This is a genomic window from Streptomyces sp. NPDC086080, assembly GCF_044540255.1.
Lineage (GTDB): Bacteria > Actinomycetota > Actinomycetes > Streptomycetales > Streptomycetaceae > Streptomyces.
Map to the genome: position 1 here is coordinate 154,151 of NZ_JBITRU010000001.1, position 25,068 is coordinate 179,218.

General features: G+C 69.9%; 19 protein-coding genes. 11 read left to right on the forward strand and 8 right to left on the reverse strand.

Features of this window, described 5'->3' with window-relative positions; genetic code table 11:
• Positions 1 to 2: 2 nt before the first annotated feature.
• The 5 genes from ACIF9R_RS00755 to ACIF9R_RS00775 all read right to left on the reverse strand — a co-directional run bounded on the left by ACIF9R_RS00755 (position 3) and on the right by ACIF9R_RS00775 (position 6,640).
• Positions 3 to 995 carry a PAC2 family protein gene (locus tag ACIF9R_RS00755; protein ID WP_399972365.1) on the reverse strand — a complete coding sequence of 331 codons (993 nt, stop codon included), beginning with the start codon at positions 993 to 995 and terminating at the stop codon, positions 3 to 5.
• A 486-nt stretch (positions 996 to 1,481) separates the two neighbouring features.
• The gene (locus ACIF9R_RS00760) at positions 1,482 to 3,098 is read right to left on the reverse strand and encodes an FAD-dependent oxidoreductase (RefSeq protein WP_399972367.1); all 1,617 of its coding nucleotides are present in this window, start codon (positions 3,096 to 3,098) and stop codon (positions 1,482 to 1,484) included.
• 8 nt (positions 3,099 to 3,106) lie between these two features.
• Entirely contained in the window at positions 3,107 to 4,666 is a 1,560-nt protein-coding gene (gene glpK / locus ACIF9R_RS00765) for a glycerol kinase GlpK (protein ID WP_399972370.1), read from the reverse strand.
• Positions 4,667 to 4,748: 82 nt separating this feature from the next.
• Positions 4,749 to 5,543, reverse strand: coding sequence for an MIP/aquaporin family protein (locus ACIF9R_RS00770; RefSeq protein ID WP_399972372.1), 795 nt, complete (start codon positions 5,541 to 5,543; stop codon positions 4,749 to 4,751).
• A 332-nt stretch (positions 5,544 to 5,875) separates the two neighbouring features.
• Positions 5,876 to 6,640 (reverse strand): IclR family transcriptional regulator, encoded by a 765-nt coding sequence (locus ACIF9R_RS00775; protein WP_399972374.1) that lies wholly within the window; start codon positions 6,638 to 6,640, stop codon positions 5,876 to 5,878.
• 295 nt (positions 6,641 to 6,935) lie between these two features.
• On the opposite strand from ACIF9R_RS00775, the gene metH reads away from it, so the two are divergent.
• The 3 genes from metH to ACIF9R_RS00790 all read left to right on the forward strand — a co-directional run bounded on the left by metH (position 6,936) and on the right by ACIF9R_RS00790 (position 13,355).
• Positions 6,936 to 10,448 (forward strand): methionine synthase, encoded by a 3,513-nt coding sequence (gene metH, locus ACIF9R_RS00780; RefSeq protein WP_399972376.1) that lies wholly within the window; start codon positions 6,936 to 6,938, stop codon positions 10,446 to 10,448.
• Between the two features lie 154 nt (positions 10,449 to 10,602).
• Complete coding sequence (locus ACIF9R_RS00785) at positions 10,603 to 11,304, forward strand: HAD family hydrolase (RefSeq protein WP_399972379.1); 702 nt, start codon at positions 10,603 to 10,605, stop codon at positions 11,302 to 11,304.
• 443 nt (positions 11,305 to 11,747) lie between these two features.
• On the forward strand, positions 11,748 to 13,355 hold the full coding sequence (locus ACIF9R_RS00790; RefSeq protein ID WP_399972382.1) for an ABC transporter substrate-binding protein: 1,608 nt from the start codon (positions 11,748 to 11,750) through the stop codon (positions 13,353 to 13,355).
• A gap of 103 nt (positions 13,356 to 13,458) precedes the next feature.
• Here ACIF9R_RS00790 and ACIF9R_RS00795 read toward each other — a convergent pair whose 3' ends face one another.
• Positions 13,459 to 14,130 (reverse strand): response regulator transcription factor, encoded by a 672-nt coding sequence (locus tag ACIF9R_RS00795; RefSeq protein ID WP_103542479.1) that lies wholly within the window; start codon positions 14,128 to 14,130, stop codon positions 13,459 to 13,461.
• Between the two features lie 14 nt (positions 14,131 to 14,144).
• Entirely contained in the window at positions 14,145 to 15,089 is a 945-nt protein-coding gene (locus tag ACIF9R_RS00800; protein ID WP_399972386.1) for a RecB family exonuclease, read from the reverse strand.
• Between the two features lie 657 nt (positions 15,090 to 15,746).
• Between ACIF9R_RS00800 and ACIF9R_RS00805 the strand changes: the two genes are divergently transcribed.
• The 3 genes from ACIF9R_RS00805 (at position 15,747) to ACIF9R_RS00815 (ending at position 19,071) form a co-directional block, all read left to right on the forward strand.
• The gene (locus tag ACIF9R_RS00805) at positions 15,747 to 17,243 is read left to right on the forward strand and encodes a site-2 protease family protein (RefSeq protein WP_399972389.1); all 1,497 of its coding nucleotides are present in this window, start codon (positions 15,747 to 15,749) and stop codon (positions 17,241 to 17,243) included.
• A gap of 121 nt (positions 17,244 to 17,364) precedes the next feature.
• A complete protein-coding gene (locus ACIF9R_RS00810) occupies positions 17,365 to 18,267 on the forward strand; it encodes a tRNA (adenine-N1)-methyltransferase (protein ID WP_399972392.1) in 903 nt (300 codons plus the stop codon).
• A 225-nt stretch (positions 18,268 to 18,492) separates the two neighbouring features.
• Positions 18,493 to 19,071 carry a hypothetical protein gene (locus tag ACIF9R_RS00815; protein WP_399972394.1) on the forward strand — a complete coding sequence of 193 codons (579 nt, stop codon included), beginning with the start codon at positions 18,493 to 18,495 and terminating at the stop codon, positions 19,069 to 19,071.
• A 79-nt stretch (positions 19,072 to 19,150) separates the two neighbouring features.
• On the opposite strand, the gene ACIF9R_RS00820 is transcribed toward ACIF9R_RS00815, so the two are convergent.
• Complete coding sequence (locus ACIF9R_RS00820; RefSeq protein WP_399972395.1) at positions 19,151 to 19,456, reverse strand: ferredoxin; 306 nt, start codon at positions 19,454 to 19,456, stop codon at positions 19,151 to 19,153.
• A 245-nt stretch (positions 19,457 to 19,701) separates the two neighbouring features.
• Between ACIF9R_RS00820 and arc the strand changes: the two genes are divergently transcribed.
• From arc to prcB, 5 genes are all read left to right on the forward strand, one after another.
• Positions 19,702 to 21,468, forward strand: a complete 1,767-nt coding sequence (arc, locus tag ACIF9R_RS00825; protein WP_399972398.1) for a proteasome ATPase — start codon at positions 19,702 to 19,704, stop codon at positions 21,466 to 21,468.
• A gap of 232 nt (positions 21,469 to 21,700) precedes the next feature.
• Positions 21,701 to 23,212, forward strand: a complete 1,512-nt coding sequence (gene dop, locus ACIF9R_RS00830; RefSeq protein ID WP_399972401.1) for a depupylase/deamidase Dop — start codon at positions 21,701 to 21,703, stop codon at positions 23,210 to 23,212.
• Positions 23,213 to 23,389: 177 nt separating this feature from the next.
• Positions 23,390 to 23,608: a ubiquitin-like protein Pup gene (locus tag ACIF9R_RS00835; RefSeq protein WP_399972404.1), complete on the forward strand. Its 219-nt coding sequence runs from the start codon at positions 23,390 to 23,392 to the stop codon at positions 23,606 to 23,608.
• Between the two features lie 49 nt (positions 23,609 to 23,657).
• Positions 23,658 to 24,263 (forward strand): endonuclease VII domain-containing protein, encoded by a 606-nt coding sequence (locus tag ACIF9R_RS00840; protein WP_399972407.1) that lies wholly within the window; start codon positions 23,658 to 23,660, stop codon positions 24,261 to 24,263.
• Positions 24,215 to 25,060: a proteasome subunit beta gene (prcB, locus tag ACIF9R_RS00845; protein WP_399972410.1), complete on the forward strand. Its 846-nt coding sequence runs from the start codon at positions 24,215 to 24,217 to the stop codon at positions 25,058 to 25,060. Before ACIF9R_RS00840 ends, prcB begins: the two co-directional genes overlap by 49 nt.
• Positions 25,061 to 25,068: the final 8 nt, after the last annotated feature.

Genomic DNA, 25,068 nt, shown 5'->3' on the forward strand with positions numbered 1-25,068 from the left:
GCTCAGTCCTCCGACGACTCCTCGCCGTCCGAGTCCGTGTCCGCCCCCGGCTTCGGCGGCTTCGGCGGCCGGGAGCGGCCGCCCGGGGTGTCCCGCCGGTACGGCGGAGCGTCCGAACCGTCCGCCGTCGCATGTCCGCCGGGCGGGCCCGACGCCCCGTCACGGCGCCGCAGATAGCGCTCGAACTCGCGGGCGATGGCCTCGCCGGACGCCTCCGGCAGTTCGGCGGTGTCCCGGGCCTCCTCCAGTGACTGGACGTACTCCGCCACCTCGGTGTCCTCCGCGGCCAGTTGGTCCACCCCGACCTGCCAGGCGCGTGCGTCCTCGGGGAGTTCACCCAGCGGGATCCGCACGTCGATCAGGTCCTCCAGCCGGTTGAGCAGAGCCAGGGTGGCCTTCGGGTTCGGCGGCTGCGACACGTAGTGGGGGACCGCCGCCCACAGCGACACCGCGGGCACGCCGGCGTGGGTGCACGCCTCCTGGAGGATGCCGACGATGCCCGTGGGACCCTCGTACTTGGTCTCCTCCAAATCCATGCGGCGGGCCAGGTCCGCATCGGACGTCGTGCCGCTGATCGGGACCGGACGGGTGTGCGGCGTGTCCCCGAGCAACGCGCCGAGGACGACCACGAGTTCCACCCCGAGTTCGTGCGCGAAGCCGAGGATCTCGTTGCAGAAGGAACGCCACCGCATGGACGGTTCGATGCCGCGGACCAGCACCAGATCCCGTGGTGTGTCGCCGCCGACCCTGACCACCGACAGCCGCGTCGTCGGCCAGGTGATCTTGCGGACACCGCCGTCCATGAACACCGTGGGGCGGTTCACCTGGAAGTCGTAGTAGTCCTCGGCGTCCAGCGCCGCGAACACCTCGCCCTTCCACTCCCTGTCCAGATGCGCGACCGCCGTGGAGGCTGCGTCACCGGCATCGTTCCAGCCCTCGAACGCGGCCACCATGACCGGGTCGACCAGCTCGGGAACCCCCTCGAGCTCGATCACCCAGCGCCTCCTTCCGACGTGCCCTCGCGTACGCCCCAACCTTACGGCGTGCCCGGAGGGCGCCCGCAGCCCCCTTCAACCGGGGGAGTGCCCCCATCACTGCCCCGTCGCGCACGGGGAAACACCCCTGCGCGATCCGCGGGCACCCGGTGCGCAGGGCGCGGATCACTTCCGGCTTCCGGAGCCAATCGCATCCCGTGCTCGGCGATGTGACGCCGGGAAGGATGTGAACGCATGCCGCGCGGCGTGCCGGACGGTGGAGATGCCCACGGGCGAGGACCGCGCCAGGTGCGGAGCGGGAGCCAGGCACGCACGTCCGCCGTCCGAACGCATCTCCAGCCGCACCGCGTGCGGAGCCGTCTCCCCAGGGACATGGACTCCGCCCGCGTGATGCTCCTGCGGGGAGGTCCGGACCCGGCCGGTGCCGAGGGCACAGGGCCTCCCGGAGCGCCGCTCCGGGAGGCCTCTCCCCGGGGAGGGGCGCGGTCACTTCTTGTCGAGCAGGTCCTGGACGTTCGCGCGGACCTCGTCCGTGGCCAGGCCCCGGATCGTCAGCGTGGTACGGCGCCGCAGTACGTCGTCCGCCGTCTCGGCCCACTCGTGGTCCCGGGCCCAGACGACCTGCGCCCAGATCTCCGGGGCGTCCGGGTGGACGCGCCGGGCCAGCGCCGGGTCCTCGTTCGCCAGGCGGGCGATGTCGAAGGCCAGCGACCCGTAGTGGGTGGCGAGGTGCCGGGCGGTGTCCGCCGCCATGCGCGGGCCGGGCGCCGGCCCGTCCACCAGCAGCCGGTGGGCCACCGCGCGGGGGTTGGCCACACCCGGCAGGGGCAGCTTCCTGGGCAGTGACGAGACCGGTTCGTGGTTCTCGCCCAGCGGGTGGCCGGGCAGCGCCTGGAGCTTCTGCATCACCGTGCGGCCGATGTGGCGGAACGTGGTCCACTTGCCGCCCGCGACGGACAGCATGCCGCCCCGGCCCTCGGTGACGACCGTCTCCCGCTTGGCCTTTGCCGTGTCCCCGGGACCGCCCGGCAGCACCCGCAGACCGGCGAAGGCGTACGTGATCAGATCGCGGTCGAGCTGCTGGTCGCGGATGGAGAACGCGGCCTCGTCGAGTATCTGCGCGGTGTCCTTCTCGGTGACCGCGACATCCGCCGGGTCGCCCTCGAACTCCTCGTCGGTCGTGCCGAGCAGCAGCATGTCCTCCCAGGGGAGGGCGAAGGTGATCCGGTACTTGTCGATCGGCGTGGCCAGCGCGGCCCTCCACGGGGAGGTCCGCTTCAGGACCAGGTGCGCGCCCTTCGACAGCCGGATGGACGGCGCGGCACCGGGGTCCTCCATACGGCGCAGGTGGTCGACCCAGGGACCGGTCGCGTTCAGTACGAGCCGGGCGCTGACGCCGAACTCGTCGCCGGAGAGACGGTCGCGCAGCTCGGCGCCGGTGACCCGGCCCCTGGTGAACCGCAGGCCCGTCACCTCGGCGTGGTTGAGGACGACCGCGCCCGACTCGGCCGCCGCGCGGACCGTCATCAGCGCCATGCGCGCGTCGTTCATCTGGTCGTCGCCGTACACGGCCACGGCCTTGAGGTTGTCGGTGCGCAGCTCCGGCACGTCCTGCGCCGCCTTGGCCGGCGAGAGCAGGTGCCCGACGCCGTCGCCGAAGGCGGACAGCGCCGAGTAGGCGAAGACGCCGGCGCCGAGCTTCGCCGCGCCGTGCGGCCCGCCCTTGTACACGGGGAGGTAGAAGGTGAGCGGGTTCGCCAGGTGGGGGGCCACCTGGCGGGAGACCGCACGGCGCTCGAAGTGGTTCTCCGCCACCAGCCTCACCGCACCGGTCTGCAGGTAGCGCAGACCGCCGTGGAGCAGCTTGGAGGAGGCGGAGGAGGTGGCGCCGGCGAAGTCACCGGCGTCCACCAGGGCCACCCTGAGGCCGGACTGCGCGGCGTGCCAGGCGGTGGAGATGCCCAGGATGCCGCCGCCGATCACGAGAAGGTCGTACGACGCCTTGGAGAGCTGCTCCCGGGTCTCGGCACGGCTCGGGTTCGAGCCGGACGCCGGGCGCGTCCCCAGGGCAGGCACGGACTGCAGGGTGGACTGGGTGGTCATGACGGTTCTTACTCCTCGTCCTCGAGCCAGCCCATGGTCCGCTCGACGGCCTTGAGCCAGCTCTTGTACTCACGGTCGCGGGTCTCCGCGTCCATGCGGGGGGTCCACTCGGCGGCCCGCCGCCAGTTGGCGCGCAGGTCGTCGGTGCTGTTCCAGAAGCCGACGGCGAGGCCGGCGGCGTAGGCGGCGCCGAGGCAGGTGGTCTCGGCGACCATCGGACGCACCACGGGGGCGTCCAGGAAGTCCGAGAGCGTCTGCATCAGCAGGTTGTTGGAGGTCATGCCGCCGTCGACTTTGAGGGCGGTGAGCTCCACACCGGAGTCCTTCGTCATGGCGTCCGCGATCTCCCGCGTCTGCCAGGCGGTGGCCTCCAGTACGGCGCGCGCGAGGTGCGCCTTGGTGACGTACCGGGTCAGTCCGGCGATCACACCGCGGGCGTCGGAGCGCCAGTACGGGGCGAACAGACCGGAGAAGGCCGGCACGAAGTAGGCGCCGCCGTTGTCCTCGACCGACAGGGCGAGGGTCTCGATCTCGGCGGCGGTGGAGATCAGGCCCATCTGGTCGCGCATCCACTGCACCAGCGAACCGGTGACGGCGATCGACCCCTCCAGGGCGTAGACCGTGTCCTGGTCGCCGATCTTGTAGCCGACCGTGGTGAGCAGGCCGCTGTAGGAATTGATGATCTTGTCGCCGGTGTTCATCACCATGAAGGTGCCGGTGCCGTAGGTGGACTTGGTCTCACCCTCGGAGAAACAGGTCTGGCCGAACAGGGCCGCCTGCTGGTCGCCGAGCGCGGAGGCGACCGGGATGCCGCCGAGCAGGTCGCCCAGCTTGCCGCCGGTGATCTCGCCGTAGACCTCGGCGGAGGAGCGGATCTCCGGCAGCATCGCCAGCGGGACGCCGATGGACTCGGCGATCTTCTCGTCCCACCGCATGGTGTGCAGGTTCATCAGCATGGTGCGGGACGCGTTGGTGACGTCGGTGACGTGGTGGCCGCCGTCGACGCCTCCGGTCAGGTTCCAGATGACCCAGGTGTCCATGGTGCCGAAGAGGATGTCGCCCGCCTCGGCCCGCTCCTTCAGACCGTCGACGTTGTCGAGCAGCCACCGGGCCTTGGGCCCGGCGAAGTAGGAGGCGAGGGGAAGGCCGGTCTCGCGGCGGAAGCGGTCCTGGCCGACGTTGCGGCCGAGCTCGCGGCACAGGGCGTCGGTGCGGGTGTCCTGCCAGACGATGGCGTTGTGGACGGGCTCACCGGTGTTCTTGTCCCACAGCACGGTGGTCTCGCGCTGGTTGGTGATGCCGATGGCCTTGATGTCCGCGCGGGTGATGCCGGCCTTCTCGATGGCTCCGGCGACGACCTCCTGGACGTTGGTCCAGATCTCCGTGGCGTCGTGCTCGACCCAGCCCGGCTTGGGGAAGATCTGCTCGTGCTCCTTCTGGTCGACGGAGACGATGCGGCCGTCGCGGTCGAACACGATGCAGCGGGACGAGGTGGTGCCCTGGTCGATGGCGGCGATGAACGGCCCGTGGCCGTGGGAGGCGATGCCGGCGGTGTGGGCGTCGGTCACTGTGTGCTCCTGGTTGTCCTTGATTACGGGGCTGGGTGTGCGGCGCTACTACAAGATTCGCGCTTCGGGGCGATGTGGTCGCCTAGGCGAAGGCGACGTTGTAGATTCCGGCCGCGAGGGCACCGCCGATCAGCGGACCGACCACCGGGATCCAGGCGTAGGACCAGTCCGAGCCGCCCTTGTTGGGCAGCGGCAGCAGGGCGTGGACGATGCGCGGACCGAGGTCACGGGCCGGGTTGATCGCGTAACCGGTCGGGCCGCCCAGCGACAGACCGATCGAGACGACCACGAGCGCCGTGATCAGGCCGCCCAGTACACCGAGGCCGTTGCCCGCGTCGTTCAGGCCCTGGGTGAGCACGGCGAGCAGCAGGACGACGGTGCCGACGATCTCCGTGGCGAGGTTCTGCACCGTGTGCCGGATCTCCGGACCGGTGGAGAAGATGCCGAGCACGGGGCCCGCGCCCTGCTCCTGGGCCTCGACCGACTTGGCGGCGGTGGCCTGTGCGCCCGGACCGCCGACGATCTCCTTGTCGGTGAGGTGGGCCTGGAACTGGCCGTAGTAGGCGATCCAGACCAGCGTCGCACCGAGCATCGCGCCGAGGAACTCTCCGGCGAAGTAGACCGGAACGTTGCTCCACTCGCCGTCCTTGATGGCGAGGGCCACGGTCACGGCCGGGTTGAGGTGGGCCCCGGAAAGGGGTCCCGCTATGTACACAGCCGTCATGACGGCGAAGCCCCACCCGAAGGCGATGGCGAGCCAGCCGGCGTTACGGGCCTTGGAGGCCTTGAGCGTCACGGCGGCGCACACGCCGCCGCCGAGCAGGATGAGTATGGCGGTACCGATGGTCTCGCCGATGAAGATGTCGGAGCTGGACACCCGCGACTCCTTTGTCCTTCGTCCAGGGTGCCGATCCCCGGGTCCCACCGGGGATCGGCGCCCTCAGGGGGTGAGAGCGATGCCGGCCCTTGGCGTTGTCACACTCTAACGCGTTTGCCGGTTACTGTTCGGCAATGCCGACCGATGGACGGGAGTCTTGCCCGGCGCCCCGGATGCGTCAAGGGTTTGGTTGCCGGAAGCGCGATCGTTATTGACTGCCCCGAGTTGTCGATCTCCATGACGGTTCCGGGGCCCGTTCCCGGTGCGCGGCCCCTGGGCATGCCTGTGCCCGGGATGCCGTCCGGCATCCCGGTTCTCGTTGCTGGTGCCGCTCAGAACCGCGCGGCGCCCAGATCCCGCGACACCGCGCGGGCGCAGTCGCGTACCGCCGCGATCAGCTCGGGCCGCATCTCACCGTCCCGGCGCAGCCGCTCCACCGCCCCCGCGATGCCGACCGCGCCCACCGGCATGCGGCGCCGGTCGTGGATGGGGGCGGCGAGGGAGGCGACGCCCTCCCAGGTCTCCTCCACGTCCGCCGCGTAACCACGCGCGCGCGTGAGGTCGAGGATGTGCTCGAAGGCGTCGAGATCGCACACGGTGCGCTCGGTGAAGGCCTTGCGGTCCGCCTCCATGGCCTCGCTGTGGGCCACCGGGTCGTAGGCGGACAGGACCTTGCCCAGGGCCGTGGAGTGCAGCGGCTGCATGGCCCCGATCTCCAGGACCTGCCGGCTGTCGTCGGGCCGGAAGACGTGATGCACGATCAGGACGCCGTGCTGGTGCAGCACCCCCAGGTAGACGCTCTCGCCGCTGGACCGGGCCAGGTCGTCCGTCCACACCAGGGCGCGCGCCCGCAGTTCGTGCACATCGAGGTAGGTGGTGCCCAGGCGCAGCAGCTCGGCGCCCAGCTGGTAGCGCCCGGAAGCGTCGTCCTGTTCGACGAAACCCTCCTGCTGGAGGGTGCGCAGGATGCCGTGTGCGGTGCCCTTGGCGAGGCCCAGCGACGAGGCGATGTCCGACAGGCCGAGCCGGCGCTCGCCGCCCGCGAGCAGCCGCAGCATCGCCGCCGCCCGTTCGAGCGACTGGATGTTCCGTGCCATCGCCGTACTGCCTCCATCCCCTTAGACCGCCGCTCGCGACGTCCACTGCCGCCGTTCGACAATGCCGAACACTACCGGCCCATGCCGACCTCTCGCCAATGGTCGACGGTGATCGGTACGCAACTCCTGCTCCGTACGGCGTGTCCCGGCCATCATCGTCCGCCCCGTGGACGTCCTGAACATCGGGGCGCGGTCCCGGATACCCTGACGGCGTGCGCCCCGCCGGGAAGCGCGAACAAACGCTTTCCGGACAGCCGCAAAGCCGACAGCCGTCGCACCTGAGGGAGCCCTGTTCATGGCCTCGTTGCCGCTGACCCCTACCGCCGACAGCCGGACCCGTGCGTCCGCTCTCCGTGAGGCGTTCGCCACCCGCGTGGTGGTCGCCGACGGAGCGATGGGCACCATGCTCCAGGCCCAGGACCCCACCCTCGAGGACTTCCAGAACCTCGAGGGCTGCAACGAGATCCTGAACCTGACCCGCCCGGACATCGTCCGTTCGGTCCATTCCGAGTACTTCGCCGCCGGGGTCGACTGCGTCGAGACCAACACCTTCGGCGCCAACCTCACCGCCCTGGGCGAGTACGACATCCCCGACCGCGTCACCGAACTGTCCGAGGCGGGTGCCCGGATCGCCCGTGAGGCGGCGGACGAGTTCGCCGCGCGGGACGGCCGGCCCCGCTGGGTCCTGGGCTCGATGGGACCGGGCACCAAGCTGCCCACCCTCGGCCACACCACGTTCGCGGCCATCCGCGACGCCTACCAGCAGAACGCCGAAGGCCTGCTCGCGGGCGGCGCGGACGCGCTCCTGGTGGAGACGACCCAGGATCTGCTGCAGACCAAGGCGTCCGTCGTCGCCGCCCGCCGCGCGATGGAGACCGCGGGCTTCGAGGTCCCGCTGATCGTGTCGGTCACGGTGGAGACGACGGGCACCATGCTGCTCGGCTCGGAGATCGGCGCCGCGCTGACCGCGCTGGAGCCGCTCGGCGTCGACATGATCGGCCTGAACTGCGCGACCGGGCCGGCCGAGATGAGCGAGCACCTGCGCTATCTGTCCCGCCACTCCAGGATCCGGCTGTCGTGCATGCCGAACGCGGGTCTGCCCGAGCTGACCAAGGACGGCGCGCGCTACCCGCTGTCCCCGGCGGAGCTGGCGGACGCACAGGAGACCTTCGTACGTGACTACGGCCTGTCCCTGGTGGGCGGCTGTTGCGGTACGACGCCCGAACACCTGAGCCGGCTCGTCGAGCGGGTGAACGGTCTGGCCCCGGCGGAGCGCGACCCGCGCCCGGAGCCGGGCGCCGCGTCCCTCTACCAGACGGTCCCCTTCCGGCAGGACACCTCGTACCTGGCGATCGGTGAGCGGACGAACGCCAACGGGTCGAAGAAGTTCCGTGAGGCGATGCTGGAGGGCCGCTGGGACAACTGCGTGGAGCTGGCCCGCGAGCAGATCCGCGAGGGCGCGCACATGCTCGACCTGTGCGTCGACTACGTCGGCCGGGACGGCGTGGCCGACATGGAGGAGCTGGCGGGGCGCTTCGCCACCGCTTCCACCCTGCCGATCGTGCTGGACTCCACCGAGGTGGACGTGATCCGGGCGGGGCTGGAGAAGCTCGGCGGCCGCGCGGTGATCAACTCGGTGAACTACGAGGACGGCGCGGGACCCGAGTCGCGGTTCGCGCGGGTGACGCAGCTGGCACGCGAGCACGGGGCCGCGCTGATCGCGCTGACCATCGACGAGGAGGGGCAGGCCCGTACCGCCGAGAAGAAGGTGGAGATCGCCGAGCGGCTGATCGACGACCTGACCGGCAACTGGGGCATCCGGGAGGAGGACATCCTCATCGACTGCCTCACCTTCACCATCTGCACCGGTCAGGAAGAGTCCCGCAAGGACGGTCTGGCGACCATCGAGGGCATCCGCCTGCTGAAGGAGCGCCACCCCGCGGTGCAGACGACCCTCGGCCTGTCGAACATCTCCTTCGGTCTGAACCCGGCCGCCCGGATCCTGCTGAACTCGGTGTTCCTGGACGAGTGCGTCAAGGCCGGCCTGGACTCGGCGATCGTGCACGCGTCGAAGATCCTTCCGATCGCGCGGTTCAGCGAGGAGGAGGTCACCACCGCCCTGGACCTCATCCACGACCGGCGTCGTGAGGGCTACGACCCGCTGCAGAAGCTCATGCAACTGTTCGAGGGCGCCACCGCCAAGTCGCTCAAGGCCGGCAGGGCCGAGGAGCTGGCCGCGCTGCCGCTGGAGGAGCGGCTCAAGCGCCGGATCATCGACGGCGAGCGCAATGGCCTGGAGGCCGACCTGGACGAGGCCCTCACCGAACGTCCGGCCCTGGCGATCGTCAACGACACGCTGCTGGACGGCATGAAGGTGGTCGGTGAGCTGTTCGGCTCCGGCCAGATGCAGTTGCCGTTCGTCCTCCAGTCCGCCGAGGTGATGAAGACCGCGGTGGCGCATCTGGAGCCGCACATGGAGAAGACCGACGAGGCGGGCAAGGGCACCATCGTGCTGGCCACCGTCCGCGGCGATGTGCACGACATCGGCAAGAACCTGGTCGACATCATCCTGACGAACAACGGCTACAACGTGGTCAACCTGGGCATCAAGCAGCCCGTCTCCGCGATCCTGGAGGCCGCCGAGCAGCACAAGGCCGACGTCATCGGCATGTCCGGTCTGCTGGTCAAGTCCACCGTGATCATGAAGGAGAACCTCGAGGAGCTCAACCAGCGCGGACTCGCGGCCGACTACCCCGTCATCCTCGGCGGCGCGGCGCTGACCCGCGCCTACGTCGAACAGGACCTCCACGAGATCTACCGTGGCGAGGTCCGCTACGCCCGCGACGCCTTCGAAGGCCTGCGCCTGATGGACGCCCTCATCGGCGTCAAGCGCGGAGTCCCCGGCGTCCAGCTGCCCGAACTCAGGCAGCGCCGGGTCCGCGCGGCCACCGTGGAGATCGAGGAGCGCCCCGAGGAAGGGCATGTGCGCTCCGACGTCGCCACCGACAACCCGCTCCCCGCCCCGCCCTTCTGGGGCACCCGCGTGATCAAGGGCATCCAGCTCAAGGAGTACGCGAGCTGGCTCGACGAGGGTGCCCTGTTCAAGGGCCAGTGGGGTCTCAAGCAGGCCCGTAGCGGCGACGGACCGACCTACGAGGAGCTGGTCGAAACCGAGGGCCGGCCGCGCCTGCGCGGGCTGCTGGACCGTCTCCAGACGGACAACCTGCTGGAGGCGGCCGTGGTCTACGGCTACTTCCCGTGTGTCTCCAAGGACGACGACCTGATCGTCCTGGACGAGCAGGGCAACGAGCGCACCCGCTTCACCTTCCCGCGCCAGCGCCGCGGCCGCCGGCTGTGCCTGGCGGACTTCTTCCGCCCGGAGGAGTCCGGCGAGACCGACGTCGTGGGGTTCCAGGTGGTCACCGTCGGCTCGCGCATCAGTGCGGAGACCGCGCGGATGTTCGAGGCCAACGCCTACCGCGACTATCTGGAGCTGCATGGGCTGTCCGTGCAGCTGGCCGAAGCCCTCGCCGAGTACTGGCACGCGCGCGTGCGCTCCGAACTGGGCTTCGCGGGTGAGGACCCGGCCGCGATGGAGGACATGTTCGCCCTGAAGTACCGGGGCGCCCGCTTCTCCCTGGGCTACGGCGCCTGCCCGGACCTCGAGGACCGCGCCAAGATCGCCGATCTGCTCCAGCCGGAACGCATCGGCGTCCAGCTCTCCGAGGAGTTCCAGCTGCACCCCGAGCAGTCCACGGACGCCATCGTGATCCACCACCCGGAGGCCAAGTACTTCAACGCCCGTTGAGCAACGAGCGCGCGGGCGCCCGCTGAGGCCCCCGCGGACGGTCGCACGTGTCGTATCAGGCGTCACGGGCCCGCCCGGCGTACACTTGTCGGTCCACCGCAGGCCGGTTCCCCTCGTGGGAACCGGCCTGATCGTCCCTCAAGGAGGTATGTGGATGACCAGTACGGTCCCCGCGCTCGGAACCCTTACGGCCGAAGGCTCGGCCCTCCAGGCCGTCCTTCTCGACATGGACGGCACCCTGGTGGACACCGAGGGCTTCTGGTGGGACGTCGAGGTCGAGGTCTTCGCCTCCCTCGGCCACACCCTCGACGACTCCTGGCGCCATGTGGTGGTGGGCGGTCCCATGACCCGCAGTGCGGGGTTCCTGATCGAGGCGACGGGTGCGGACATCCCGCTCGCCGACCTGACGGTGCTGCTCAACGACGGGTTCGAGGACCGCATCGACCGTGCCCTCCCGCTGATGCCGGGCGCCGCGCGGCTGCTCGCCGAGCTGTCCGAGTACGAGATTCCCACGGCGCTCGTCTCCGCCTCCCACCGGCGCATCATCGACCGGGTGCTGACCACGCTGGGCGCGCAGCACTTCACGCTGTCGGTCGCGGGTGACGAGGTGCCACGCACCAAGCCGCACCCCGACCCGTATCTCGCGGCGGCCGCCGGACTCGGTGTGGACCCCTTGCGGTGCGCCGTCGTCGAGGACACCGTGACGGGCGTGACCGCCGCCGAGGCGGCGGGCTGCCACGTCGTCGCGGTGCCCTCGGTGGGGCCGATCACGTCGGCCGCCCGGCGGACGGTCGTCCCCTCCCTGGAAGTCGTGGACCTGACATTCCTGCGGGGTTTGATGACGGGAATGCGCTAGGCGTTCACTTAGCGTACGGCGGCCCGTCGAACGGAATTGGTGCCACTCGGTTCCCCGATGACGGGTCGGTATCGAAAGAATTCGCTCCGGTTGACGGCTGCCGCACAGCGGCCCCCGATGACTCCATTCACCTGTGAGGTTCACCACAGGGAGGGGTCTCGACAACGATGTCCGGGTGTGCTCTCCGTCCTATTTCGGGCATCGCCGGTGCGTCCTTGTGTCCCGATTGATGGGAAGCTGCACCAATCCTTCCCCGGACACCGTCGCGGATCCGTTCACACCTGGTTCCACTGCGTGATGGGCGGTCAACTCCAGCCGCCGCGAACCCCTCTGCGGGCGCGGACTAATGTCGTCGCGAGAAAACCTCGCCCCATCCTTGTGATCCGCTGCAACAACCCCACATGCCGGATACACGGAGTCGACAGTCCTGGAGAAACTCGAGCATGAACCGTAAGACTTTGGTGCTGGCGGCCGCGATGGGCCTGCTCGCCCCGGCGCTCGCCGCCTGCGGCGACGGTGACGGCGGGAGTGGCAGCGGCGGCACGATCGTCGTGGGCACCACGGACCGGTTCACGGCGTCCAAGGAGGACGGTCCCGCGCCCCTCGACCCGGCCTGGGCCTACGATGTCGGTACCTGGAACATCCTGCGGCAGACCGTGCAGACCCTGATGGTCCAGCCCCGGGGCGACGGCGAGCCGGTGCCCGAGGCCGCCGAGACGTGCGGGTTCACCGACGCGGGCAACCAGCGGTACAGCTGCACCCTGCGTGACGGCCTGAAATTCGCGAACGGCGACGCGATCACCGCGGAGGACGTGAAGTTCTCGATCGATCGCGCGCTCGCCATCGAGGGCGACAGCTACGTCTACGCGCTGCTGTCGACCATCGACACCGTCGAGACGCAGGGTGACCGCGAGGTGATCTTCCACCTCAACAGCGCCGACGCCACTTTCCCGTACAAGCTGTCCACCCCGGTCGCGGGCATCGTCAACTCGGACGACTACGACAAGGGCGCACTGCGCGAGGGCTTCGAGCTCGACGGCTCCGGCCCGTACACCTTCGACGCCACGGTCGAGGACGGGACGATGGTCCGGGCCACCTTCACCAAGAACAAGTTCTACAAGGGTGCGCTGGAGGTGAGGAACGACGAGGTCGAGATGATCACCTACGACGACGCGGACGCCATGGGCGAGGCGCTCGAGAAGGGTGAGATCGACCTGATGACCCGCAGCATGTCACCGGAGCAGATCCAGAAACTCAGCACCGCCGTCGACGGGGACATCGAACTCGTCGAGTCGCCCGGCCTGGAGATCCGGTACCTGGCCTTCAACACCGAGGCCGAGTCCGTGGAGGACAAGGCCGTCCGCCAGGCGATGGCCCAGGTGATCGACCGCAGCGAACTGGTCGGCAAGGTCTACGGCTCCCAGGCCCAGCCGCTGTTCTCACTGGTCCCCGCCGGCGTCACCGGCCACTCCAACGCCTTCTTCAACAAGTACGGCGACCCGAGCGTGGCCAAGGCCCGCAAGCTGCTGCAGGAAGCCGGTGTCAGCACCCCGGTGAAGGTGACCCTGCACTACACCCAGGACCACTACGGTCCCGCCACCAAGGAAGAGTTCGAGCAGCTGAGCAAGCAGCTCAACGACAGCGGCCTGTTCCAGACCGACATCAAGGGCGAGACCTGGGGCAAGTACAAGACCGCCGCGCAGAAGGGCAAGTACGACGTCTACGGCATGGGCTGGTTCCCCGACTACCCGGACGCCGACGCCTTCACCGCGCCCTTCCTCGACAAGGACAACTTCCTCCACTCGCCCTACGCCAACCCCGAGATCATCAAGGAACTGATCCCCGAGTCGCGCCGCCAGGCCGACCGGCTGTCCGCCTCCGACAGCCTCACGGAGATCCAGGACATCGTTGCCCGCGACGTTCCGGTGCTGCCCCTGTGGCAGGGCAAGCAGTACGTCGCCACCCGCGACAACGTTACCGGCACCGCCTACGCGCTCAACTCGTCCTCGACTCTCCAGCTGTGGGAGCTCGGACGCGGCGCCAGCGGCTGACGGCCTGCGCCGGCCCGCCCGGTGGCGCGGTCCGGGCAGTACGACGAGGGCGCCCCTCCCGGTCGGGAGGGGCGCCCTCGTCCCGTACCGCGACGGGCCCGCGTTACTGCGCGCCGGGACGCACCAGACCGCTCTCGTAGGCGTACACCGCCGCCTGCACCCGGTCCCGCAGACCCAGCTTGTTCAGCACATGCCCGACATGCGTCTTCACGGTGGTCTCGCTGACGAACAGATCGGCGGCGATCTCCGCGTTGGACAGCCCGCGGGCCACCAGCTTCAGCACCTCGACCTCACGGTCGGTCAGCGTGTGCAGCGTGTCCGGCACCGGTTCGTCCCCGGAGGGCAGATGCGTGGCGTACTTGTCCAGCAGCCGGCGGGTGATGCTCGGTGCCAGCATCGCCTCCCCGGCGGCCACCACACGGATCGCCTGCACCAGCTCATTGGCGGGGGCGTCCTTCAGCAGGAAGCCGCTGGCCCCCGCCTTCAGGGCCTCCACCACGTACTCGTCGAGATCGAACGTCGTCAGCACCAGCACCTTCGCCGGCCCGTTCCGCTCGGGTCCCGTGATCTGCCGGGTCGCCTCCACCCCGTCCATCCGCGGCATACGGATGTCCATCAGCACCACATCGGGCTGCAGAGCCCGCACCTGGTCCAGGGCCTGGAGGCCGTCTCCGGCCTCGCCGACGACCGCGAGGTCCTGCTCGGCCTCCAGAATCATCCGGAACCCGGTACGCAGCAGCGGCTGGTCGTCGACCAGTAGGACGCGGATGGCCACGTAAGTCTCCTTCGCTAGTCCGGCCCCATTCTGCCCTGATGGCCCCCGCCGGACTCCGCCGCCCTCACCGGGAGGGGATACGGCGGGGGAGTGCCGCCGAACTCCGGGCAATGCGCCTGGTGGTCGCACCAGCCGCACAGCTTCGTCGGCCGCGGACGCCAGTCGCCCGTCTCGGTCGCCAGCCGGATCGCCTCCCACAGCGCGAGCAGTTTGCGCTCGACCTGCTCCAGATCGGCCAGGACCGGGTCGTAGGTCAGCACATCACCGCTGCCCAGATACACGAGCTGGAGCCGGCGCGGGATCACCTGCTTGAGGCGCCACACCACCAGCGCGTAGAACTTCATCTGGAACAGCGCCCCCTCCGCGTACTCCGGGCGGGGGGCCTTGCCGGTCTTGTAGTCGACGATCCGCACCTCGCCGGTGGGCGCCACGTCCACCCGGTCGATGATCCCGCGCAGCCGCAGCCCGGACTCCAGCTCGGCCTCGACGAACAGCTCCCGCTCGGCGGGCTCCAGGCGGCTCGGATCCTCCAGCCCGAACCAGCGCTCGACCAGCGTCTCCGCCTGCGCCAGCCAGCGCGCCAGCCGCTCGCCCTCCGGATCGTCGGCGAACAGCTCCAGGACCTCCGGGCGGGTCTCGCGCAGCCGGTCCCACTGGCCGGGGATGAGCGCCTTCGCCCGCGGCGCGGTGCGCTCGGCCGCCGGGGCGTCGAAGAGGCGCTCCAGCACCGCGTGTACCAGCGTGCCCCTGGTCGCCGCCTCGCTCGGCTTCTCGGGCAGCCGGTCGATCACCCGGAACCGGTACAGCAGCGGACACTGCATGAAGTCACTCGCCCGCGAGGGAGACAACGAGGCGGGCGGTACGGCCCGGGCCCCGGTCACCACGACGGGGTCCGTCGCCGCCTCGGCCGTGCCCGCGCTGCTGTCGGGCCGCGCCGCGCCCTCGGTGCTCGTCTCCATGCCCACAGACCTTACGGCCCGCCACCGACAGTGCGGGGGTGACCGAAGGGAGAGAAGGGGAAGGAGGGGAGGAGACAGGGTGCCGGGCGGAACGAGCGGCGATCGCCGCATACCATCGACTCGAGACCTCCCGTCCGGCAGGCGCGGGATTACGCAGCGAACGAGGGGACACCGGTGGATGTAAGCGGCGGGCGCGGGCAGCCGCCCGGCAACGACGAGTCGGCCGACCACACGGGGCCCGGGGCCCCGGCCACCGACGACGCCCTCCACGAGACCGGTGAAGGCCCCACGCCCCCCGTCGGCGCCCGTCCCGGCGGGCCCTCGTCACCGCCTGCCGCGTCCGCCGACGACGACGCCCCGGCGCCGGGGCCGGACCGTCACGACCGCCCCGCCGTCCGGGGCACGGAAACCGGCACCCCCACCCACGGGTCTGCCGCCCCCGTACCGCACGAGGAGCCCTCACCCCCCGCAGCGGACCGCACCGGCCCTCATGGGCCCGCAGCGCCGTCGGCCGGGTCCGGTGACGCCGGTCGGGGCGCGGAGGGCGGTGCTGCCGAGGGCCAGGGTTCCGCGCGGCAGGCGGACGGCGGGTCCCCCGCGTCCGGGGCGGACCGACCCGCCGCCGGCACTCATGGGCCCGCAGGCCCTGGTGCCTCCATGGGTCGAATCCGCGCTCAGGGGACGGACGAGAGTTCCACGGCGCCCGGATCGGACCGTCCTGCCGGCGGTAGCGGTTCCCGCGAGTCCGCCGGAGCCGGTACCGCCGGTGAGGGCACGGGGGCCGGTGTCCCCGGCGGGCGGACTCCCGCGCCCCGGGCGCCCGAGGAGCGTCCCGGGCCCGGTGAGGGGAGCCACGAGGGGGCCGCCCCCGGTGCGCCGGCGACCCCGCACGGCGGGCAGGGAAGCGGCGGACGTCACGGCGTTCCCGCCGGGCCGCATCATGCCGACCGTCCGTTCGCCCACGGCGGCGGCAAGGGGACCGGGCCGCAGCGGCCCGGGGAGAGGCAGCGCGGCGGGCTGCTCATGGGGCGGCCCTTCGGCGTGCCGGTGTACGTGGCGCCCAGCTGGTTCCTCGTCGCCATCCTCATCACCTGGGTGTTCGGCGGACAGATCGACCGCGTGCTGCCCGAGCTCGGCGCCGCCAGCTATCTGGTCTCCCTGTTCTTCGCGGTCGCCTTCTACGCGTCCGTACTGGTCCACGAGCTCGCCCACACCCTCGCCGCGCTCCGCTTCAAGCTGCCGGTGCGCCGTATCCAGCTGCAGTTCTTCGGCGGCGTCTCCGAGATCGAGAAAGAGGCCGAGACACCCGGCCGGGAGTTCGTGCTGGCCTTCGTCGGCCCGTTGCTCTCCCTCGTGCTGTCGGGCCTCTTCTACCTCGCCCTGCTGGCCGTCGACCCCAGCAGTGTCCCGGGCGTCCTGCTGGCCGGCCTGATGATCTCCAACCTCATCGTCGCCGTCTTCAACCTGCTGCCCGGTCTCCCGCTCGACGGTGGCCGTATGCTCCGCGCCGTCGTCTGGGCGATCAGCGGCAAGCCGATGACCGGCACCGTCGCCGCCGCCTGGGTCGGCCGGGCCCTCGCCGTCGCCGTACTGATCGGCCTTCCGCTGCTCACCCAGTCGGGAGCCCTCGGCTCCGACGCCGTGGACAACGTCGGCATGGACACGGTCCTGGACGCCCTGCTCGCCGCCATCCTCGCCGCGATCATCTGGACCGGCGCGGGCAACAGCCTGCGCATGGCCCGCCTGCGCGAACACCTCCCGGAGCTGCGCGCCCGCAACCTCACCCGCCGCGCGGTGCCCGTCGAGACCGACACCCCCCTCTCCGAGGCCCTGCGCCGCGCCAACGCCTCCGGGGCCCGCGCCCTGGTCGTCGTCGACCCCGACGGGGTCCCCCTCTCCCTGGTCCGCGAGGCCGCCATCGTGGGCGTACCGGAACACCGCCGCCCCTGGGTCGCGGTCAGCGGGCTCGCCCAGGACCTCACCGACGGCATGCGGGTCTCCGCCGAGCTGGCCGGGGAGGACCTCCTGGACGCCCTGCGCGCGGCGCCGGCCACGGAGTACCTCGTGGTCGAGGACACGGGCGAGATCTACGGCGTACTGTCCGCGGCCGACGTGGAGCGGGCCTTCGTCAAGGCGATGGCCCGGCCCAGCTGAACCGCGCCCCGAAGAGGCGCGGGGAAGGGCGCGCCCCGCCACGACGGACGCGCACCCGGTGCCCACGGTCCGCCCCCTGCCGCCGGTCGGAGCGGCCGCAGGGAACCGGTAGGCTGTTCACATGTCCGAACCGACCGGTGCCGCCCGCAGGCGCGGGCCCTTCAAGGTCGGGGACCAGGTTCAGCTGACCGACCCCAAGGGCCGCCACTACACGTTCACGCTCGAGGCCGGGAAGAACTTCCACACCCACAAGGGTTCCTTCCCCCACGACGAACTGATCGGTGCTCCCGAGGGCAGCGTTGTCCGCACCACGGGAAACGTCGCCTACCTCGCGCTGCGCCCCCTGCTCCCCGACTACGTCCTGTCCATGCCCCGCGGGGCGGCTGTCGTCTATCCGAAGGACGCGGGCCAGATCCTCGCCTTCGCCGACATCTTCCCCGGTGCGCGCGTCGTGGAAGCGGGCGTCGGCTCCGGCTCGCTCAGCAGCTTCCTGCTGCGCGCCATCGGCGACCAGGGCATGCTGCACTCCTACGAGCGCCGCGAGGACTTCGCCGACATCGCCCGGCAGAACGTCGAGCGCTACTTCGGCGGTCCGCACCCCGCCTGGCAGCTGACCGTCGGCGACCTCCAGGACAACCTCTCCGACGCCGACGTCGACCGCGTCATCCTCGACATGCTCGCCCCCTGGGAGTGCCTGGACGCCGTCTCCAAGGCACTCGTGCCCGGCGGCATCCTGTGCTCCTACGTCGCCACCACCACCCAGCTCGCCCGGACCGTGGAGTCCATCCGCGAGATCGGCTGCTTCAACGAGCCGACCTCCTGGGAGACGATGATCCGCAACTGGCACATCGAGGGCCTCGCCGTCCGCCCGGACCACCGGATGATCGGCCACACCGGCTTCCTGCTCACCGCCCGCCGCCTCGCCGACGGCGTCGAGCCGCCCATGCGCCGCCGCCGCCCCGCCAAGGGTGCCTACGGCGAGGACTACGCCGGCCCCAACGCCGACGGGGGCGCCGCCCGCTGACCCGGCCCGCCGGCCCCGCAACACACAGGCGCCGTGCCGCAGTTCCCGGCAACCGCCCGGAACTGCGGCACGGCGCTTCGGCATTGACGCGGTGATCCGGCTGGGAGCGCGGCCCACCGCGGTTCCCCCCACCCGAACCGCGCACCCCGCCGTTCCCTCCGTACTGTGACGTGTGGCACGATGCTGGCCATCCCACCGGCACAGCCCTCACGGGAGACACTCCTAGTGCAGCCTTCCGCCGTCCCGGAGCTCGCCCACACCCATGCCCGCCCGATCCACTGGGTCGCCACCGCCACGGCTCTCGCCGGTGTCGTGGCCCTGTCCTCGGTCCTGGGACCCGACGACAGGGCCGCGGCCCAGACCCCCGAGCCGCGGACGAAGAGCGCGCCAGCACACATGGTCCCGCCCGACCCGGCGGCCGTCGAGTTCCCCCTCGAGTGCGGTCCGATGAAGACGGTGGTGAAGAAACAGGCGTCCGGCGACCTCGACGGCGACGGACGACCGGAGACGGTGGCGGTGGTGCACTGCGACTCCCCGATGGGCACCCCGCCCGACGGTGTCTACGTCGTCACCCAGGCCGCCGGCAGCACCGCACCGCGCGTGGTGGCCACCCTGGCAGACCCCGGGGACCGTACCAACGTCGACGACTTCGCCGTACGCGACGGCGAAGTCACCGCCACCCTCTTCGGCTACTCGTCCGCCGACGTGCCCAGTTGCTGTCCCGATGTGCGGGAGAACGTGAAATGGCGGTGGGAGAACGGCGCGTTCGTGCGGTCCGCCCCCTCCGGCGCCAAGAGCGTGTGACCCGCGCGCGGGCGCGCGGCGGGGCGCGCACGCCGGAGTGTGAGAAATCAGACAGTCGTGACGTGCCGTGCCATATCCGTCACCCGGCGTCCGGCCCGTACATCTCGGTCCCGTCCGAAACCCGGCGGACATGGATGCACTCGCCCGGACACTCCTTCGCGGAGTCGATCACATCGGTGAGGAGCGGCAGCGGTACGGGCGTTGTCGCCCCCTTGTCCTGCAGCAACTCCTCCTGCGGGCTCTTCACATAGGCCAGACCGTCGATGTCCAGCTCGAACACCTCGGGCGCGTACTGGGCGCAGATGCCGTCGCCGGTACACAGATCCTGGTCGATCCAGACCTCCAGGGCCTCGCCGACGACTTCGGCCTCCAGCTGCACGCTCATCTCTCCTGCCGTTTCCTGCGTCGAACCGATCGGGAATCCGGCCAGCTCCGACGGGTGTTGAACACTTCGACCCTACCTTCGCCTGGGTTCCAATCATCTTCGATGGGTATTCCCCTGGCGTGAGGGAGAGCGCAAGGGTGAAGATCGGACACACCCCGACCGTCTTTGTGATCTAGGGGTTTCAATCGACACCCGCCCAGGTAGGGTCTGGAAGCGTCCAGCTCCCCTTGGAGGAGGTGAGGACCGTGGCAGCCCACGACGACGACACTAACCGCGGCATCCGCCCGGGACGCGGGTCCGAGGACCCGGCCGGGCAGATCGCCTACCTTGAGCAGGAGATCGCCGTCCTGCGACGTAAGCTCGCCGACTCTCCGCGACACACGAGAATTCTCGAAGAGCGGATCGTCGAGCTGCAGACCAATCTGGCCGGCGTGTCCGCCCAGAACGAACGACTCGCGGGCACGCTCCGTGAGGCCCGCGACCAGATCGTGGCCCTCAAGGAGGAGGTCGACCGGCTCGCGCAGCCCCCCGCCGGCTTCGGAGTCTTCCTCACGGCGAACGAGGACGGCACGGCCGACATCTTCACCGGCGGCCGCAAGCTGCGGGTGAACGTGAGCCCGGGCGTCGAGCTCGAGGAACTCAGGCGCGGCCAGGAAGTGATGCTCAACGAAGCGCTCAACGTGGTCGAGGCCATGAAGTACGAGCGCGTCGGCGACATCGTCACCCTCAAGGAAGTCCTCGAGGACGGCGAGCGGGCCCTGGTGGTCGGGCACACCGACGAGGAGCGGGTGGTGCGGCTCGCCGAGCCGCTGCTGGACATCACCATCCGCCCCGGCGACGCCCTGCTCATGGAGCCCCGCTCGGGTTACGTCTACGAGGTCGTCCCCAAGAGCGAGGTCGAGGAGCTCGTCCTCGAGGAAGTGCCCGACATCGGCTACGAGCAGATCGGCGGCCTCGGCGGCCAGATCGAGGCCATCCGCGACGCGGTCGAGCTGCCGTACCTCTACCCGGACCTGTTCAAGGAGCACGAGCTGCGGCCGCCCAAGGGTGTGCTGCTGTACGGGCCTCCCGGATGCGGCAAGACGCTGATCGCCAAGGCCGTCGCCAACTCGCTGGCCAAGAAGGTCGCCGAGGTCACCGGCCAGGCCGCCGGCAAGAGCTTCTTCCTCAACATCAAGGGCCCCGAGCTGCTGAACAAGTACGTCGGCGAGACCGAGCGGCAGATCCGCCTGGTCTTCCAGCGAGCCCGGGAGAAGGCCAGCGAGGGTACCCCCGTCATCGTCTTCTTCGACGAGATGGAGTCCCTCTTCCGTACCCGTGGCTCCGGTGTCAGCTCGGACGTGGAGAACACCATCGTCCCGCAGCTGCTCGCCGAGATCGACGGCGTGGAGGGCCTGCAGAACGTGGTCGTGATCGGTGCCTCGAACCGTGAGGACATGATCGACCCCGCCATCCTGCGGCCCGGCCGGCTGGACGTGAAGATCAAGATCGAGCGTCCGGACGCCGAGGCGGCCAAGGACATCTTCGGCAAGTACCTCACCGAACGCCTCCCGCTGCACGGCGACGATCTCACCGAGCACGGCGGCGACAAGTCCGTGACGGTCCAGAGCATGATCCAGACCGCGGTGGAACACATGTACGCCGAATCCGAGGAGAACCGCTTCCTGGAGGTCACCTACGCCAATGGCGACAAGGAAGTCCTGTACTTCAAGGACTTCAATTCCGGTGCCATGATCGAGAACATCGTGGGCCGCGCCAAGAAGATGGCGATCAAGGACTTCCTGGAGAAGAGCCAGAAGGGCCTCCGCGTCTCCCACCTGCTCCAGGCATGCGTGGACGAGTTCAAGGAGAACGAGGACCTGCCCAACACCACCAACCCGGACGACTGGGCCCGCATCTCCGGAAAGAAGGGCGAGCGGATCGTGTACATCCGTACGCTCATCACCGGAAAGCAGGGCGCGGACACCGGACGCTCCATCGACACGGTGGCGAATACCGGTCAGTACCTGTAAAAGCCAGGGCGGCTGCGGGTGCCCTCAGTGGGTACCCGCAGCCGACTGTTTTCCGGCGCCACGGCTGGAGCACAGCAATGACGCAAATGATCTCCCCACCAGGGCGAAGGCGTTCTAGGCTCGTCCGTACCGCCGAGTCGCGCAGTGCGGGGACGGGCACCGCACACGCACCGGAGCGCCAGCGGTACAGCAGCGCCCCCGACCGGGGACGCCGCCGGGCAAGGAGGGCCGCATGACCGTACGGCGAGTAATGGGCATCGAGACGGAGTACGGGATTTCCGTGCCCGGCCACCCCAACGCCAATGCCATGCTCACCTCGTCCCAGATCGTGAACGCCTACGCGGCGGCGATGCACCGGGCCCGCCGGGCCCGCTGGGACTTCGAGGAGGAGAACCCGCTGCGGGACGCGCGAGGCTTCGACCTCGCCCGTGAGGTCGCCGACGCCAGCCAGCTCACCGACGAGGACATCGGCCTGGCCAACGTCATCCTGACCAACGGCGCACGGCTCTACGTCGACCACGCCCACCCGGAGTACAGCGCCCCCGAGGTCACCAATCCGCGCGACGCCGTGCTCTGGGACAAGGCCGGTGAGCGGATCATGGCGGAGGCCGCGGAACGGGCCGCGCAGCTGCCCGGCGCCCAGCCGATCCACCTCTACAAGAACAACACCGACAACAAGGGCGCCTCCTACGGGACGCACGAGAACTACCTGATGAAGCGGGAGACCCCCTTCTCGGACATCGTGCGCCACCTGACGCCGTTCTTCGTCTCCCGGCAGGTCTTCACCGGCGCGGGCCGCGTCGGCATCGGCCAGGACGGGCACGAGCACGGCTTCCAGCTCACCCAGCGCGCGGACTACTTCGAGGTCGAGGTGGGCCTCGAGACCACCCTGAAGCGCCCGATCATCAACACCCGGGACGAACCGCACGCCGACGCGGAGAAGTACCGGCGGCTCCATGTGATCATCGGCGACGCCAACCTGTCGGAGATCTCGACCTATCTGAAGCTGGGTACGACCGCGCTGGTGCTGTCCATGATCGAGGACGGGTTCATCGCGGTCGACCTGGCGGTGGACCAGCCGGTGCGGACGCTGCACCAGGTGTCGCACGATCCGTCCCTGAAGCGGCTCGTCACGCTGCGCAGCGGGCGGACGCTCACCGCGGTGCAGCTCCAGATGGAGTACTTCGAGCTGGCCCGCAAGTACGTGGAGGAGCGCTTCGGGGCGGACGCCGACGAGCAGACCAAGGACGTCCTCCTGCGCTGGGAGGACACGCTCACGCGCCTGGAGAGCGACCCCATGAGCCTGGCCGGCGAGCTGGACTGGGTCGCCAAGCGGGAGCTCATGGAGGGCTACCGCCGCAGGGACGGCCTGGACTGGGACGCCGCCCGGCTGCACCTGGTGGACCTCCAGTACGCCGACGTACGTCCCGAGAAGGGCCTCTACAACCGTTTGGTGGCCCGTGGGCGGATGAAGCGGCTGCTGGACGAGGGCGAGGTGGAGCGGGCCCGTACGTCCCCTCCGGAGGACACCCGCGCGTACTTCCGCGGACGGTGTCTGGAGCAGTACGCGGACGACGTCGCGGCGGCCTCCTGGGACTCGGTGATCTTCGATCTGCCGGGCCGCGACTCGCTCCAGCGGGTCCCAACCCTGGAACCGCTTCGCGGAACGCGTAATCACGTCAAGGCGCTCCTGGACCGTTGCCGTACGGCAGAAGACCTGGTCAGGGTGCTGTCGGGGAACTGAGCGGGTACCGGGGTACCCGGGATGGGCCGACCGGACGGGGTGGAAATGGCCCGGTCCGGGAATCATCGAGGTGGTCCCCGTACGTTGGAGCAACTGCGGGGGCATTGTCGGACCCGGCTTGTAGGGTCCGATCATGACCGAGCAAGTGTGTCGGGCGAACCGAGCGGGGTGAGGGTGATGGCGACCAAGGACACCGGCGGCGGACAGCAGAAGGCCACCCGTTCCACGGAGGAGGTCGAGGAGCAGGCGGCGGAGTCGCAGGCTTCCGAGGACCTCAAGGAGCGTCAGGAGAAGCTGAGCGAGGACGTGGACGATGTTCTCGACGAGATCGACGATGTACTCGAGGCTAACGCCGAGGATTTCGTCAGGTCCTTCGTGCAAAAGGGTGGACAGTGAAGGTTCGACGGCCTATTCACCTTTGATTTGAAAGGTGTCGGGGGTGGGAGTGGCTGAGGAGTCGGACGCGAAGCAGTGTAGGAAGTGCGAGCGAGAGCTGTCCGTAGCTGCATTCGCGCGAGACAAGAATCGGCGTGATGGCCTCCAGGTGCATTGCCGGGAGTGCGTAGCGGAGTACAGCGCTGCGCACTACCGGCGGCGCCGGGAAGCCATGGGAAAGTCGGTGCGCGAGAAGGTGGATGTCCCTGCGGGGCACAAGCTTTGCCGTACGTGTGGCGAGGTGAAACCGCACAGTGAGTGGCATCGCAATGCGACTGCGTCCGATGGTCTGTCAACACGCTGCAAGGCCTGCCGGGCGGTGAGGGCGCGACAAGACCATCTCAAGCGCAAGTACGACCTTACCGAAGCTGAGCGCGATGAGCTGATTGCTTCCCAAGCGGGCATCTGCTGCATATGTCTGTCAGCTCCCCCGCAGCATGTGGATCACTGCCATGAGACGGGTAGGGTCCGTGGCGTACTGTGCTTCAGCTGCAACGCGGCGCTGGGGCAGTTCAAGGATCGGCCCGATGCCATAAGGCGGGCTGCCGCATACGTGGAAGGAATCGCGTGGAAGCCAACACTCGTAGCACCGGGCGTCTACCGGCTGCCTTCCTGACGCCGGGATCCTCCTCCTTCATGGACTTCCTCTCCGAGCACCAGCCGGAACTGCTGCCGGGCAAGAGGTCGTTGCCGCCCGTGCAGGGCGTCATCGAGGCACCGCACGGCACCACGATCGTGGCCGTCAGTTTCCCGGGCGGTGTGGTGCTCGCCGGGGACCGGCGGGCCACCATGGGGAACGTCATCGCGCAGCGGGACATCGAGAAGGTGTTCCCCGCCGACGAGTACTCGGCGGTGGGCATCGCCGGTACGGCGGGGCTGGCCGTGGAGATGGTGAAGCTGTTCCAGCTGGAGCTGGAGCACTTCGAGAAGGTCGAGGGCGCGCAGCTGTCGCTGGAGGGCAAGGCGAACCGGCTGTCGACCATGATCCGTTCGAATCTGGGCATGGCCATGCAGGGCCTCGCCGTGGTCCCGCTGTTCGCGGGGTACGACGTGGACCGGGAGAAGGGCCGGATCTTCTCCTACGACGTCACGGGCGGGCGTTCCGAGGAGCAGGGGTACGCCGCCACCGGTTCCGGGTCGGTCTTCGCGCGCGGTGCGATGAAGAAGCTGTTCCGGGGCGACCTGAGTGAGGCCGAGGCCACCACGCTGGTGGTGCAGGCGCTCTACGACGCGGCAGACGACGACTCGGCGACCGGTGGTCCCGATGTCGCCCGCCGGATCTATCCGATTGTCACCGTGATCACCGAGGACGGCTTCCGCCGGCTCACCGAGGACGAGGCCTCCGGCATCTCCAGGTCCGTGCTGGAGCGGCGGCTGGAGCAGCCGGACGGGCCGCGGGCCGCCCTGCTGTAGGCCGCGGG